Origin of the sequence: Thalassotalea sp. ND16A, from assembly GCF_000764205.1 — a bacterium.
Lineage (GTDB): Bacteria > Pseudomonadota > Gammaproteobacteria > Enterobacterales > Alteromonadaceae > Thalassotalea_A.
In genome coordinates, this window is record NZ_JQDZ01000013.1 from 43,260 (window position 1) to 57,910 (window position 14,651).

The 14,651-nt window shown below is 43.7% G+C and carries 11 protein-coding genes; 7 read left to right on the forward strand and 4 right to left on the reverse strand.

The window, feature by feature from the left end; translation table 11 throughout:
• Window positions 1-136: 136 nt before the first annotated feature.
• On the reverse strand, window positions 137-1,720 hold the full coding sequence (locus ND16A_RS15810; RefSeq protein WP_033076251.1) for an alpha/beta hydrolase-fold protein: 1,584 nt from the start codon (window positions 1,718-1,720) through the stop codon (window positions 137-139).
• A gap of 270 nt (window positions 1,721-1,990) precedes the next feature.
• On the opposite strand from ND16A_RS15810, the gene ND16A_RS15805 reads away from it, so the two are divergent.
• The 3 genes from ND16A_RS15805 to ND16A_RS15795 all read left to right on the forward strand — a co-directional run bounded on the left by ND16A_RS15805 (window position 1,991) and on the right by ND16A_RS15795 (window position 5,503).
• Entirely contained in the window at window positions 1,991-4,093 is a 2,103-nt protein-coding gene (locus tag ND16A_RS15805) for a winged helix-turn-helix domain-containing protein (protein WP_033076252.1), read from the forward strand.
• A gap of 202 nt (window positions 4,094-4,295) precedes the next feature.
• The gene (locus ND16A_RS15800; protein ID WP_443080277.1) at window positions 4,296-4,943 is read left to right on the forward strand and encodes a HupE/UreJ family protein; all 648 of its coding nucleotides are present in this window, start codon (window positions 4,296-4,298) and stop codon (window positions 4,941-4,943) included.
• Window positions 4,944-4,975: 32 nt separating this feature from the next.
• Complete coding sequence (locus tag ND16A_RS15795; RefSeq protein WP_033076254.1) at window positions 4,976-5,503, forward strand: hypothetical protein; 528 nt, start codon at window positions 4,976-4,978, stop codon at window positions 5,501-5,503.
• A gap of 73 nt (window positions 5,504-5,576) precedes the next feature.
• Here ND16A_RS15795 and ND16A_RS15790 read toward each other — a convergent pair whose 3' ends face one another.
• Both ND16A_RS15790 and ND16A_RS15785 read right to left on the reverse strand, forming a co-directional pair.
• A complete protein-coding gene (locus tag ND16A_RS15790) occupies window positions 5,577-7,139 on the reverse strand; it encodes a phospholipase D family protein (protein WP_033076255.1) in 1,563 nt (520 codons plus the stop codon).
• 46 nt (window positions 7,140-7,185) lie between these two features.
• The gene (locus tag ND16A_RS15785) at window positions 7,186-8,508 is read right to left on the reverse strand and encodes an amidohydrolase (protein ID WP_033076256.1); all 1,323 of its coding nucleotides are present in this window, start codon (window positions 8,506-8,508) and stop codon (window positions 7,186-7,188) included.
• Between the two features lie 220 nt (window positions 8,509-8,728).
• Between ND16A_RS15785 and plsB the strand changes: the two genes are divergently transcribed.
• From plsB to ND16A_RS15770, 4 genes are all read left to right on the forward strand, one after another.
• Entirely contained in the window at window positions 8,729-11,155 is a 2,427-nt protein-coding gene (gene plsB / locus ND16A_RS15780; protein ID WP_033076257.1) for a glycerol-3-phosphate 1-O-acyltransferase PlsB, read from the forward strand.
• 89 nt (window positions 11,156-11,244) lie between these two features.
• Window positions 11,245-11,373, forward strand: a complete 129-nt coding sequence (locus ND16A_RS20515; RefSeq protein WP_081945449.1) for a DUF3149 domain-containing protein — start codon at window positions 11,245-11,247, stop codon at window positions 11,371-11,373.
• Window positions 11,374-11,749: 376 nt separating this feature from the next.
• The gene (locus tag ND16A_RS15775; protein WP_033076258.1) at window positions 11,750-13,699 is read left to right on the forward strand and encodes an alpha/beta hydrolase domain-containing protein; all 1,950 of its coding nucleotides are present in this window, start codon (window positions 11,750-11,752) and stop codon (window positions 13,697-13,699) included.
• Window positions 13,686-13,895, forward strand: a complete 210-nt coding sequence (locus ND16A_RS15770) for a hypothetical protein (protein WP_052072848.1) — start codon at window positions 13,686-13,688, stop codon at window positions 13,893-13,895. The genes ND16A_RS15775 and ND16A_RS15770 overlap by 14 nt, the downstream gene beginning before the upstream one ends.
• Before the next feature lie 47 nt (window positions 13,896-13,942).
• Here ND16A_RS15770 and ND16A_RS0118730 read toward each other — a convergent pair whose 3' ends face one another.
• Window positions 13,943-14,374 (reverse strand): hypothetical protein, encoded by a 432-nt coding sequence (locus tag ND16A_RS0118730; protein WP_152593783.1) that lies wholly within the window; start codon window positions 14,372-14,374, stop codon window positions 13,943-13,945.
• Window positions 14,375-14,651 lie beyond the last annotated feature (277 nt).

Here is a 14,651-nt window from a genome sequence, read left to right on the forward strand (position 1 = left end):
GCTCTGTATTGAGCGTTCCTTGCTGGTACGATAGTTTTTATCCACATAGCTGATAAGTTCTTTGTCGATGAACTGCAAAAACGCTGTTTTTTCAAAATGAGAAAATCGGTCTGGATATTTGTTGTTATGATGAACGTTATTTACGTTTATGGTCATTGTGAATATTTGTGAGACGATTCAATTTCTGCTGCATTGCTGCGGCATTCACATTCTCTTTACGATTCGCAATAGCAATCGTTGTTTCCATCGCTTTGATCGCTTGCGGATAATTTTCCGTGGCTTCATAGGCGTCAGCCAAACTGTCAAAGGCGTTTATTGAGTCTGGATTTGCCTGGGTTATGCGCTTAAATACCGATAACGCCTGCTGGTTTCTTTGTTCGCCAAGCAAGCGATAGCCATATCGATTCAAGCTGGCTTCTTGTTGCGGTGATAGCGGTTTACTGAAAATGTCAGTCAAAAGTTTTTTAACTTTTAACCGGTACTTGTTTGCTTGTTCAGTTTGTTGGTCTTGTTGATAAAGCGTCGCCAGGCGATCGAACGTGCTGACGGATGTCGGCATCGCCTTAGCCATTTGTTGTAACAGCGCAATGGCTGAGGCTTTATCATTTTGACGCAAGAAGTGACTGATGATACGGTTGGCATTATATACCTTATAAGGCGATTGCCAGACTGGCCATAAGGCAAATGCCTGCTCAAATTTTTTGGCCTTAAGGTAATAAAAAATAGTGTCAAAAACCGCAGACTGAAATTCTTTTTCAGATGTTTCGACCCGATATTTGGCCGCTCTTTGGTCAAAATAGTCCAGCAGCTGCTGGTGACCAACATTAGACGAGATGATCAGCTCTTTATCGGGTTGTCGATAGTCTTTAAAGTGTTTTCTCAAAGCACGGTTAAGACCTGGATAATAGACTGAGCCATGGGATTCTGATGGGAAGGTTTCAATGCTAATATTTACCCCTTTAGTGTTTGAACTCGCTACCTTTTCACTAAATTCTATGGCTTCGTGCAACATTATTGCGCCGCCCATGATGATCTGTAAGTCGCGGTCTTGCACTGAAATGCCCTGGTAGTTGGCGATGGCTTTTTCTAATTCGCCACTCGCTAAAACCGGTTCTATCGCTACGTAGCTGTTAAAACTATTGCGGCTGGTGGCTAGCGAATTTATCACGAAAACGGCGGAATACGATTGGCCAATCAAAATGCTATTGTCCAGGGTTCGGTAGTTATCTGTAACGTAGGCGGATAATTCGTTGGTTAAGTAGTCGCTGAAAGGTTTAGGGTTGCTGATAACGTTACTGAACCATTGGTTGCTGTTAAAAGGCACACCAACAATGATACTTTCGGGAATATCACCATGTTTCATCAACCGCTCAATTTGTGTCACCGCATGAAAATAGAGGTTTTCCATATAGGTTAAGGTTTCATTGTTGGCGTCGAGTAAATAGATCACCGGATAATTACGCTTGCTTTGCCCATAACTTTGGGGCAAACGCAGGTAAAACTCCCGCTGCTCGTCTAGGTTGGTGGAATGAAAAGCAATTTTTTCACCCAGATTCACTGTGATTTGCGGCACTTCACTACGGCGAATTTCATTGGCAAAGGCAAACTGACTTATCAACAGCAAGGGCAGTACGGTATAGTGGGTAATTAATCGGGTTAACTTTTTAACGGTGACTTTAGTCAGTGTTGCTAACGTTAGCGGGGCAAATAGTGTCTTCACAGTATCCTCTTCATTGGTGTGGTTGGCTGTTACTCAATTGTCATCAATATGGTTGCTTGCATACTGTTGACTAAGCTTTGGCTGTATTGTGCGCAACCGGGATAAAAAAACGCTACAGATTAACTGATAAAAAACTGATGGTTTGCTGATGATTTTGCAAATGTGCTTAATAACAACGGTTTGCGAGAATAAGTCGCTGAAAGCATCAATTTTTGTCGGTATACTGTTTTGACTTTTGTTTACTTTAAAATGAGGCGATAAAGAAAATTAATGAGTGATTTTTGGGTTGGTAACTTTCGGGTTGATGTGTCGCGGGGACAAGTTATTGTCAAAGACGACATCGTCTCGCTTGAACCCAGAGTGTTAAAGGTGCTGTTGCTCCTTGCCAAAAACCAGGGAGAAGTGGTCACTCATGAGGCACTGCTTGAAGGCGCATGGCCGAATGTTGTCGTAGCCCCTAATGCCGTGCAGCGTTGTATTGGCCAGCTGAGAAAAGCACTGGCAGATGATGCTAAGCAACAAAGGATGATCGCCACTCACCCTAAAGTGGGTTACAGCCTGGTTGCTAAAGTACAATGGCCTGAGGCTAATCTGGCTGAACAGGCGTCAAGCCTCAGTCAAAATAAGCATCGTAACATTCAATGGCCACTGGCGATTTTGCTATCCTGCATGTGTTTGTTGGCGCTGCTACTGTACTTTTTGCCATCAGCAGCAACTTCGCCACCCCTTAACCGCCTTACCCCCATTACCAGTACCGATGAAAAAGAGTATTACCCAAATTTTTCACCCGATGGACGTTATTTGGTCTTTAATCGGTTTGTCGGTGTTTGCCAGAACCAGCTTTGGGCGAAAGATTTAATTGAAAACCGTGAATTTCCGCTCACTAAAAGCGCCGGTGTTTATGGTCCTGCGGCCTGGTCTCCCGATGGCAATCAGCTCGCTTTTTCTCAACTAGGTGGCTGTGGACAACCACAAATAAAGAGCTGCCGTAACATCAGCGCAGTGTCCTTCTTGTTGGCGAAAACCGAGCCGCAAATTCCTCGTGAACTACTGGCATGTGACCAGCATAACTTTGGTGGTATTAATTGGTTAAGTAACAGTGAAATAGCCTTCATTGACTCTTATGCCCGGCAAGGAGAGGTAAAGTCTCTGGTTATTGATAGTGGCCTGGTTACTGTGCTGTATGCCGACAAGGCATATAAACCGCAAGCACTAACTTATTCTGGCAGAAATAAACAACTGGCCATTACCGTACATGACGAAGGGCAAAATACTGCTTTGGTATTGCTTAACACCGACACTAACGCGGCTGAGCATGTGCCATTAAAGGTGCCTGGCGAGTATAGTGATTATTTATGGTGGGATCCAAGCTGGCACCCGTTAAAAGACACCCTGTTGGCGTCTGCTGAAAATAGTTTGTTTGAAATTGACATGGCCGGAGTGTTTACCGAATACCCGGTAACAACGGTTTCTGACATCTACAATCCGCTGTATCATCCCGGCGGCGATAAAATAGTTGCGGTGATGGGGGGAGTCGATTTAGATATTGCCGAGTACAGTTTTGCTGCCAACAATCTGGCAGAAGATGACCGTGCTCAAATTTCGATGCAAGGGCTTCAAACGATACACCACTCAACCATGGAAGATTATCAGGCGAAATATCAACCAGCAACCACGAACATCAGTTTCGTCTCTACTCGAAGCGGCGAACAACAAATATGGTTTTCGCAACATAACCAACTCAGGCAACTCAGTCACTTTGATGCCAATACGCGCATTACCTCCTACGCCTGGTCATTAGATGGCCAGGCGCTGGCCTTGGCGGTCAGAGGAAAGTTGCAATTATTAACCTTAGACGGACAGGCGCAATCAATCGCAACGCCATTTAAGGTTGTTGATGTTTATCAATGGGTGAATAAACAACAAGTGTTATTGTCTATTATTGAGCAAGCCCCGGCACAGCTGCAACAAAAACAACGAAAAGTTGTGTTATTTGATATCAATACCGGTGCGCATCAAGTCATCTACCAGGGTTTTAGTCATTGGGCACAACTTGATGACGACCAATCGCTGTATTACACCGACTGGGACAAGACCCTGCATGTTTATCAAGACAACAAGTCAACCATTTCCCCCGCAACCACAGATATGGAATTTTCATCGGGGTTTATGATTAAGCAGGATCAGTTAGTGCTATTTGGGCAAAGTAAAATATGGCTTTACGACCTTGAAAAACGAGCGCTTTCCAGCATCGAGCTACCGTCACCGGCCACAACTGTCGCGAATTTAACTGATATAGATTATGCCAACAAACGGCTACTGTTCTCTATATACCAGGATTTTCGAAAAGACTTAGTGATGTTCCAACGCTGATAAAACCCGGTTGTGCTGTTTTATTCGCCGTTAAACAACCGTGCCGTCTTTGCCGATATTATTTGGTCAACCATGTTAACTTGTCGGTTTTGCCTGTATCATCCCGTTGCAACAGCAAGATAAAAACATTCATCCACCTGTGGAGTTATCGATGACCAGTAGTATTTATCGCCTTCCCTTAGTCGCAATAGCCCTATGTATCATGGGGTTAGTATCTTTTGAGTCATTGGCTCATGGCGTCGATGAAAATACCCGTAATTTTTTACAGAATAATAGCGGTGTGCAATTTATCGCGTTTATGTATATCGGCGCCAAGCATATGGTCACCGGGTATGATCACTTGTTTTTTTTAGCGGGGGTGATCTTCTTTTTATACAAAAGCAGAGACATCCTGCTGTACGTCAGCATGTTTACCTTAGGCCACAGCCTAACCTTGTTGTTAGGGGTGCTCTGGGATTTACAAGTGAATGCCTATCTCATTGACGCCATTATTGGCCTTTCTGTTGTCTATAAGGGCTTTGATAATCTCGGCGGCTTTAAACGAACCTTAGGCTACACCCCCAACCCGAAAGCCGCGGTTTTGATCTTCGGATTATTTCATGGTTTTGGCCTGGCGACGAAACTACAAGAGTTTCAACTGCCGCAAGATGGCTTGTTTACGAATCTTATCGCCTTTAATCTGGGGGTCGAGTTAGGACAATTTGTGGCGCTGACGTTTATTTTGCTGATCATCAGTTTTTGGCGAAAACACCATTCTTTTCAGCAATTCTCTACGGCTACCAATACGTTATTGATGAGTGCCGGTTTTATGCTGATGGGTTTTCAATTAACCGGCTATTTTATAAATTAAATGAATTTACAGGACGAATAAGAGATAACATTATGCAACAGACATTATCGACAGCGGCACTGCTCAAATCGACCATCATCGCCTTAATTATCGCAGTTCTTGCTTTAGTAAGTTTTATCCTGCCGGCAGAATACAATGTTGACCCAACCGGTGTCGGCGCCAAGCTTGGGCTGACGGCATTGGCCAACACTAATGAGAAAACGGCCGCTAAACCGAACGAAAAGACAGATACCAGACAAGCGTCGGATACCATTGAGGTTATCGTGCCTGCTGGTCGGGGGGTCGAATTCAAGTTTTCGATGCAGCAGTTTGAGAAAATGGAATATCAATGGCAGACCGATGGTGAGCCTTTGTATTTTGATTTGCATGGCGAACCAGCAGGCGATACCACGGGTTACTTTGAAAGTTACGCCATTGCCACATTAACTCAGATGAAAGGCAGCTTTACTGCGCCATTTGCCGGCTCTCATGGCTGGTACTGGAAAAATAAATCTGACAAGGCTGTCGCTGTTCAGCTTATGGCCAAAGGCGAATATGCCATAATTGGTTTAAAAAAATAGTCGGCTTGAAAAATAACCCGTAGAGAGAACGGCTGCACTTCTTTCTACTGCCAGGCAAACTACGCCGAAAATTTTATAAAATATTTTTCGGCACGATACGTCGCAGCTTTACCCTAAGCTGCTTTAACAGACTCTCTTCATTATCCGGGTTCCAGTCAAGGGTGGTTTGCCAGGCATTTTCCGGTTGCATTTCTTCTAGCATGCCTTGCTTAACCCGTTTGGCAATTTTCTCCGAAGGGATAATGGTGATACTTTCGGTATTGAGATTGGCACTTCTTGGGTCTAAATTAAAGGTGCCGATCATGGTGATTTTCTCATCAATGACCATAGATTTTGCATGCAAACCGAAGATCGGTGCTTGCGTTAATTGCTGGTGCATCACCTCTGACATGACCTTTTGTCTTATTTGCGCATCCGGCTTAAATTCGTAGATTTTCACCCCGGTTGTTAACAGCGCTTTGCGATCACGCTGATAGCCACTAAACGCTTCTAAATTATCGTTGGAGGCTAAACTGTTGGTGAGTATTTTCACTTCAACGCCTTTATCTACCAAAGCTTTGAAAATGTTTTTACTCAGGTCGGTGGTGATTAAATACGGAGTTTGAATAATCACGGATTTTTTCGCCTGCTGGACTAAATCAATGAGTCGCTCGGTGGTTAAGCCACTGCCTCCTAAAAATACCTCGCCACTATTTTTACCCGGTTGATCAGAGATGTATTCCACGCCGGTAAGCCAGTGTATTTCATCTTGTTCTGCTAGCTGCTTAAAAGCGTTGGGAAGATCGTTAATTTTTGCCCTTACTGCAGGAACAAAATTCATTGGATTGCAGGCGTATTGGTGCAGTTCATCAAAATTGCTACTCGTGCTTGCTTGTTTACTTGCTTTCACCAGTTTATCTACTGAAACGCTCAACTCACTCTGCCAAAATTGCTCAAACGAAGTATTCAGGGTTTTTGTCGCCCCGCCAATTAACAGTACGTCCCGGTCCCGAAAATTGTATTGATGATCATAACCAAAGTATTCATCGGCGATGTTTCTGCCGCCGGTGATCGAGACCTGCTGATCGACTATGAAGGTTTTGTTATGCATGCGTTGATTTACACCATGAAAATCTGTGGCCAAATTAACCACTTTATCGACGATATTCTTGCCGATATTGGCATTCGGATTATAAATCTTAATGGAGAAGTTCTCGTGCGATGCGAGTGTTAGCAGCTCTTCGCCGTTGGCTTCCACCATAATGTCATCCACCAATACTCGTACTTTCACCCCTCTTTCAGCTGCCTTTACCAGATAGTCTATCGCTATCAGGCCGATGTTATCGGTTGAAAAAATAAAGTACTGAACGTCAATACTCTGTTCGGCATTTTCACTGAGCCAGGCTCTCGCTAGCATGGCTTCAGTGCCTTGTTCCAATACATAAACACCAGTGCTGACCTTCATCTTTTCAGCAACAGGAGCCAGGTAGTCGGCTAAGGTACTCTGCTGGCTTTGATCAATGTCAGCACAGAAGTCTTGTTCTGTACCATTAAATCTAGGCTCTGCCGATGAACAAGCGCTAAGCAGGACCATAAGCAGTAAAATAATCACTTTAGGTAAAGACTTTACTGGCGTTGAATGATGAAAATGGATCATAAGCAATTACACTATTGTCGACACAAACGCCGGCAACTGTCCTTTATTATTTCTTTGGCATCAAATCAATTAACGCATGCACTGTGGCTTCTATACCCGATTTTACCGCCGGCTCCGGGCTGATCTTAAATTGTGGACTGTGGTGACTTGCTACCGGCGCGCCACCATTTTCGGCTCGTTCAAGATCGGCCTTTGGTGTGCCACCTACTTTAAAGTAAACGCTGGGAATGTAAGGCTCGGTGGTAAAAAAACCAAAATCTTCTGCGCCCATGCCCAATGTTACCGGTGGCGTTAGTTTTTCATCACCCATCTTACTGGCGACCACTTTTTTCAGGCGTTGCGCCAGTCCTTTATCATTAAAGGTGGGCGGGAAAGAAAATTCACTGACGCTAACCTCTGGCAGATTATCCTCACTCACCCCCGCTGTGCGCGCCGTGCCAAGTGCTACTCGTTTGATTGCGGTTAATAATTGCGCTCTAACTTCTGGTGTTAAGCTGCGTACCGTTAATTGCAAATGCGCGTTGTCGGAAATAATATTGTGCTTGGTGCCCGAGTGGAATGCGCCAACGGTAATGACTCCAGAATGTCTTGGGGCAAGCTCGCGGCTAATAATCGTTTGCAGGTTCATCACGATTTGCGCGCCGATCATAATCGGGTCTTTACCCTGGTGCGGCGATGCACCGTGAGCACCGACACCATGAACAATAATATCGACGGTATCGGCGCCCGCATAAGGCGAGCCCTCGTCGATTTCTATTTGCCCGGCTGCAACATTGGCATTGACATGCAGAGCCAGGGCATAATCTGGTTGGCCAAACGATTGCCAAATGTTGTCATCCATCATTGCCGATGCACCAGGACCACGCTCTTCGGCAGGTTGACCAATTAACATTAAGGTGCCAGACCATTCATCTTTATTGGCGGCCATATACCGGGCAGTTCCAACCAGTGAGGTGATGTGCACGTCATGGCCACAAGCGTGCATTACGCCAACTTCATTGCCGTCCCAATCGGTCATTTTCGCGGTAGAGGCATTTGCCAAACCCGATTGTTCCACAACCGGCAGGCCATCCATATCGGCTCGCACCATAACCATAGGGCCAGCGCCATTGTTCATGATTGCCACTATGCCTGTGCCACCAATGCCCTCACTGACAGTAAAACCGGCGCTGCGAATTTCTTCAGCAAGGCGTTTTGCGGTGTTGTGCTCCATTAATGACAATTCTGGGTTGCGATGAAAATGATCCCAGAGTGGCGCTAAGTGCTGCTGATAATCTTTGTTAATGGCGCTAGAAATTTCTGAAGCTTCGGTTGAATTAATGGTGAAAAGCAATGAACTTAACAGTAATGCGGTAGAAAAGTTTTTCATCTATTTATCCCTGTAATGCTATTTTAGCTATAGTTTGCAGTTTTTATGTACTAATCTTATACATTAAATTATAAAAAGTCTTGCCTGTTCAACATATTAACTGATAGCAGAGAGAACCTTATTGCTGCAATAAGGCCTATAATGTGGCTATAGTACATGCGCGGTGAATAATGTTATTATTGCGCCAATTTAATCCATTAACCCTTGAGTTATAACGAAAATGAGAGCTTTGTTTTATTTTTTACTGTCTTGGCCACTGCGTCTGTTGGTGCGTTGTAAAATTATTCCTGAAAGCGTTGATGCCGTTGGGCTTAGCGATAACAAAAATGTGTTTTACATTGTCCGTCATCAATCGGCTAGCGATTTACTGGCGCTGCAAATGGCCTGTAAAAAATTGAGCCTGCCAGATCCACTGGCCACGGTGGAAATTAATGGCAATTTAATGAATCGCTGTATTTGTTTAGACAAACCGAGTTCAATCTTTCCTTGGGTTAAACAACGTCAAACCAAAGTAATGTCGCAAGGTTTAGACTTATTAAAACATTTTGAAAAACACGATGAGCAAGACGCCAAGCTCATTCCGGTAAACCTGCTTTGGGGACGTAAACCGGCCAAAGAAAAAGCCAATATGGGCGATGTATTGGCCGATCAGGTGTCGCCAAATTTTTTACGTAAATTCTGGATAGTATTGTTTTTAGGGCGTGATACCTTAGCGCGCTTCTCGCCGGCGGTATCGTTTCGCGAAATGGTGCAAACCCAAGGCAGTGATGCAGTCGCGGCGCACAAGATGATCCGCATGACCCGGTTTCACTTTCATCGGCAAACGATTGCGGCCACCGGCCCGCGCTTGTTGGATCGCCAGCAAATGTTCAATGCACTTTTTGCCAGCCCAGCGATAAAGAGGTTAATCAAAGACGAAGCGAAATCAAAAGGCATTAGCGAAGCCGAAGTTAAGAAAAAAGCGCTGTTGATGATGAAAGAAATTGCTGCCGATTACCGACAAACGGTGATCCGTTTGGGCGCACGAGTGTTAACCTGGTTGTGGAATCGCTTATACGATGGCATTGAAGTGAAAAATGCCGATCGCTTACACCAGTTATCGCAAGAAGGACACGAGATCATTTATGTGCCTTGTCATCGCTCCCATATGGATTATCTGTTATTGACTCATGTGATTTATCAGCAAGGCTTGGTAACACCACGGATCGCCGCCGGTATTAATTTAAATTTCTGGCCGGCCGGGCCTTTCTTCAGAAAAGCCGGAGCATTTTTCATTCGTCGCAGTTTTCGTGGTAATCGTTTGTATTCCACCATATTTCGCGAATATTTGGGCTTGTTGTTCAATAAAGGCTATGCCGTTAAATATTATACCGAAGGCGGTCGCAGCCGGACCGGGCGCTTATTGCAGCCGAAAACGGGAATGTTGTCGATGACCATCCAAAGCATGTTAAAAGGTATCGACCGGCCGCTAACTTTAGTGCCGGTGTATATTGGTTACGAGCACGTAATGGAAGTGGCCAGTTACCATAAAGAGCTAAAAGGCAGCTCGAAACAAAAAGAGTCCGCATTTGGCATTATTAAAGCCATTCGTAAACTGCGTAACTACGGCAAAGGCTATGTCAGCTTTGGTCAGCCAATTAATATCAATGAGTATTTAAATACTGAAGTCCCCGAGTGGCGTGACAGTATCGACCCGGTTGAACCGGCAAAAGCAAAATGGTTAAGTCCGGCGGTAAACAGCATGTCGAACAAGGTAATGAATGAGATTAACAAAGCGGTAGCGTTAAACTCAGTGACGCTGACGGCATTAATTTTACTCTCCGCTGAAAACAATGCACTCACTCGTAAAGAGCTGGAAGAACAATTAGATTTCTTCTTGAATTTACAACGAACCGCGCCGTTTAGTGATGAAATGTTTATCCCTGAAGAGTCAGGCAAAGAACTTGTCGATTCAGTGATACGATTAAATAAAGTCGATGCAGCAGATGATAAGTTAGGGCAAATTATCTCACTGTCCAAACAGGCGACGTTAGAGATGAGTTATTATCGCAATAACATTATTCATGCCTATATGTTGCCATCGGTAATTTGTCGTATCTTAAAAACCTATGACAAGTTAAACACGGAAGAAATTAACCAAAAAGTGTTACAGCTAATGCAGTTGATGAAAGCCGAATTGTTCTTATGGCAGGACGATGCAACGGTAGCTGTGCAAAGCCAAAGAATATTAGCCGCCTTGCAGCAACAAGGCATGATAAAGCATAGTAAGGCAGGCTACTGGTCGATTAATGAAGACAGTGACATAGCTTTCATGCTGAACTTTATGTCTTCGTGTATCAGTGAAACGGTACAACGATACGCGATAGTGGTAAACATCATTAAGCAAACCGCGCCAATTAGCCGTTCAACGCTTGAGTCTGATGCCACCACATTAGCCCAACGTATGTCTAAGTTGCATAATATAAACGCACCAGAATTTATTGATAGAAAAGCACAATCTGCAGTAGTGAACGCTTTACGTGACTATGGTTACATAGAAAGCGATGATGATGGCTGTTTTGTTGCCACTGAGTCGATGCAAGCGCTTGATGAAACTTTAGTGCACTTGATTAAAGCCGACGTATTGCAAAGCATTTTGCATTCATAATTACCTAAGTTAATGCTTTGTTGATCTAGATCAGGGTTCGCTAACTCTGGCTCTTTTATGATATAGAAAATCTCGAAAAGGACAGAGTTATGAACAATTTACAATTTTTGTTAGCCGACCCTATTGTGTTATTTTCTGCCGGTGGTTTGGTCACGGTACTGGTTATTTGTGCGTTTTATGTGCACTTATTTATGACCAAAATGAATAACAACGAATAGCTCATAACTTCCCTTTTTAGTTTTTTGTTATTGTTATTGTTTTAGTTTTAGTTTTAGTTTTTTTGTTTTAACTGTTTCACCCTTCGCGATGTTACCAATGGATTCTCTGTGTGGCCGGTATCATCGCTTTTTTTTGCCTTTTTTTCCTAATTCCCTCAAGAATACCAAGTTGTTAAAATATCTGCTCATTTTTAATGGTTAAAACGAATAAAAAAGTAGATCACATGCTTATTCAAATTGGTATTTAATACTCATTTCGTCTCAAAATTGATGTTTTTTTCAACTGTATTTATTTCAAACTTGCAATTGTCTTTAACAAGGGTAAGCTTATTATTAATAACAATAACAAAATCATGGATATGGTTAGGAATTTCAGATGGGAAAAGTGAAAGTTTTTTTGGTACTTAGCTGCGTATTTCTTTTCAGTGTTTCTACCCAAGCCGCTGTGGTAAAACAGAAAGTACTAAGTAAAACTGCATTTACTATCAAAGACATGAAACTGGAAGCGATCTCAGGTGAGTTCACTTTCCACTTTGATCCTAACAGTGTCAGCAATCAACAAATTGTTGATATCGATATCGCCCCCACCAATAGTGCCGGTTTGGTGGAAGCCAAAGCCAATTTTTTTATTATTCAACACCAAGATCTGAAACAGCGTAAAGGCGCGTTGGTTGAAGTCAGCAATCGAGGCTCGAAAGCATCGTTAAGGTATTTTAACCATGCGCAGCGTGCAAATACCCCCAATAAAGCGTCAGCATTAGGCGATGGCTTAATTCAAGATTTAGGTTTATCGCTAGTGTGGGTAGGTTGGCAAGGTGATGTGCCAGTGAGTAAAAATAATATGTATGCATCACTGCCACGAATTATCGGCCTGGGCGGCTGGGCACGAAGCGACTGGACCATAGATAGTCGTAAATCGTTATTACCTTTGGCCCACCATGAAAATTTGGAAACGGTTTACCCGGTAGATTTTCTCAAGCAGAAAGACGCCTGGTTAACTCTAAGAATGGGACGAGACAACCTGCGCTCAGTGGTGCCCAGGTCGCAATGGCAATTTAGTGCTGATGGGAAAAGAATCTCGGGAAATTTTTTCCCTGGAATCTATGAGCTTGTCTATCCAACGAAAGATCCTTTGGTAACTGGTCTTGGTTTAGCGATATTGCGCGATACGGCTGAGTATATTAAAACCGAGAAAAATGACTATGTTGTTCCTAAGACCATTGCTTTTGGCGTTTCACAAACGGGACGTTTCTTACGGCAATTCCTCCACCAGGGATTTAATGAAACTGAAAATGGCGAAATTGCCTTCGATGGCATGCTGATTCATTCTGCTGGCGCTGGCCGTGGTAGCTTTAATCACCGGTTTGCCCAGCCATCTCGCGATGGCCATCGAATGTCATCGTTTTTATATCCAACCGATATTTTTCCGTTTACCAGCGCCAGGGTGCGTTCTAAATATACCAATAAAAAGGTGGGCTTGTTAAAGCGCAGGCACGAATATTTTTACCCTAAAACCTTTTTTACCAATACCGGTTATGAGTATTGGGGCAGAGCGGCTGGTCTTATTCATACTCATGATGTGTTTGATATCGCACCACTGAAAAATGAACGCATTTATCATTTTGCCTCGACCCAACATTATGTTGAAACTCCGAACAACTTACTGTTGATTGATAAAAAATCTGGCATGTACCGTGGTAATCCTTTGGATTTTAAATTGCATTTGCGGGCATTGTTAGCGCATTTAACTGGCTGGGTGGTAGATGAAAAACAACCACCGAAAAGCGTGTATCCGCGCTTTGCCAAGCAAACATTAATCAACTTTGCTCATTTTCAACTGCCTACCTGGTTGAACATGGAAAAGCCATACAAGCCTCATACTGCGTATGAAGTCGATTACGGGGAAAACTGGCAGCAAGGCGTTATTGATAACCAACCTCCGGTAATTGTCGCCGAAATATTGCCGCCGGTGCCGAAATTGGATCCTAATGGTCATGAATTAGGCGGCATAAAACATCCACTGATAAAAGCGCCAATTGCCACATTTTTGCCTTGGGTGTTTCGCTACGACTTATTTGCCAGTAATGAAATACAAGATTTTCGTGGCGCGCTGAAAAAGTGGCGAAAAAATCGAATATTAGAACGTTACGCAGATAAAAAATCGTATCTGAATCACCTCAATAAAATGACCCTGAAAAGCCTAGCCAATGGCTGGATTTTGGCTCGCGACGTCACCAGAGTTCGACAACAGGGTAATTGGTTATGGGACTGGAGTATGGATCAGCCTGATTATTTTCATGAACTCGCCGCGGATGATAGTGATTAATATCTTCGCCGATATACCAAGCGACTTAAGCGCTGAAGTATTTGAAACATTGGCCAGTAGCAGCAAAGTGAAAATTGAAAGGATAGTATCAAAGGGACATTGTTCACCGACTAAGGGCTGGCATCAACAAGAATGTCATGAGTGGGTGATAGTCTTACAAGGTGCTGCAATATTAACGTTCGAAGATCATTATTAACCCGTTAGCTATTTTCTTACACCAGAAATCATCACCCCGAGTTCAGCTTATTCATTGAGTTTTTGCTGATACTCCGTCAGATACTGGTTATGCTTATTTTGATGCCAGGTGCCCATCGATTGCGATTTCTCAACGGCTTGCGCCTGATATTTGACCGCACTATTATAATCTTCAAGCTCAGCATAGGCTTTTGCTAATGCAGAAAATGCATAGGCGGATGCTGGATAAAGTTCCGTGGTTTGCTGATAAATTTCGAGTGCCTGTTGCGGGGCATTTGCCATTAATGATTTCGCCAAATTCTTTAACGAGCCCTCCGCCGAAATTGGAAAGCCATATTTTTTGTCCGAAAGGCGCGCATAATAGTCGATGATTGCCTTGGCGCCACGCGCTGAAATCTCGGAATCTGCGGCTAGATTGGTATGTATGTCATCGAACAGTGCCTCAATGCCATTAATGGCGGCAACGATTGGGCGCGACATATAATAGTTTTCATTATTGCGCACCAAAGTCCAGGCAAGTTGCGCTGGCGCAGATTCTGCCAGTGCCCCGGCAAAGGATTCAACCGCAGGAACATGGCCTTGTTCATAACCATGCTCGCCAATGCTAAGGTATAAAAACCTTAACTTGTCGTGAGCTTACGAGAGCATAGCTCAACTTCTATTTTTCGATCTGATTTAATGACTGCGACTAATTCATCAGGACGCAAACATGTCGAACCAAGATCAACTTATCAACGTTGTTGCTGCATTTGAGCAA

Bases quoted from the DNA above. Each gene is read 5' to 3' on its own strand.
- ND16A_RS15805 (WP_033076252.1), top strand. From the start codon at position 1,991: ATGAGTGATTTTTGGGTTGGTAACTTTCGGGTTGATGTGTCGCGGGGA.
- ND16A_RS15800 (WP_443080277.1), top strand. From the start codon at position 4,296: ATGGGGTTAGTATCTTTTGAGTCATTGGCTCATGGCGTCGATGAAAAT.
- ND16A_RS15795 (WP_033076254.1), top strand. From the start codon at position 4,976: ATGCAACAGACATTATCGACAGCGGCACTGCTCAAATCGACCATCATC.
- ND16A_RS15790 (WP_033076255.1), bottom strand. From the start codon at position 7,139: ATGATCCATTTTCATCATTCAACGCCAGTAAAGTCTTTACCTAAAGTG.
- ND16A_RS15785 (WP_033076256.1), bottom strand. From the start codon at position 8,508: ATGAAAAACTTTTCTACCGCATTACTGTTAAGTTCATTGCTTTTCACC.
- plsB (WP_033076257.1), top strand. From the start codon at position 8,729: ATGAGAGCTTTGTTTTATTTTTTACTGTCTTGGCCACTGCGTCTGTTG.
- ND16A_RS20515 (WP_081945449.1), top strand. From the start codon at position 11,245: ATGAACAATTTACAATTTTTGTTAGCCGACCCTATTGTGTTATTTTCT.
- ND16A_RS15775 (WP_033076258.1), top strand. From the start codon at position 11,750: ATGGGAAAAGTGAAAGTTTTTTTGGTACTTAGCTGCGTATTTCTTTTC.
- ND16A_RS15770 (WP_052072848.1), top strand. From the start codon at position 13,686: ATGATAGTGATTAATATCTTCGCCGATATACCAAGCGACTTAAGCGCT.
- ND16A_RS0118730 (WP_152593783.1), bottom strand. From the start codon at position 14,374: ATGTCGCGCCCAATCGTTGCCGCCATTAATGGCATTGAGGCACTGTTC.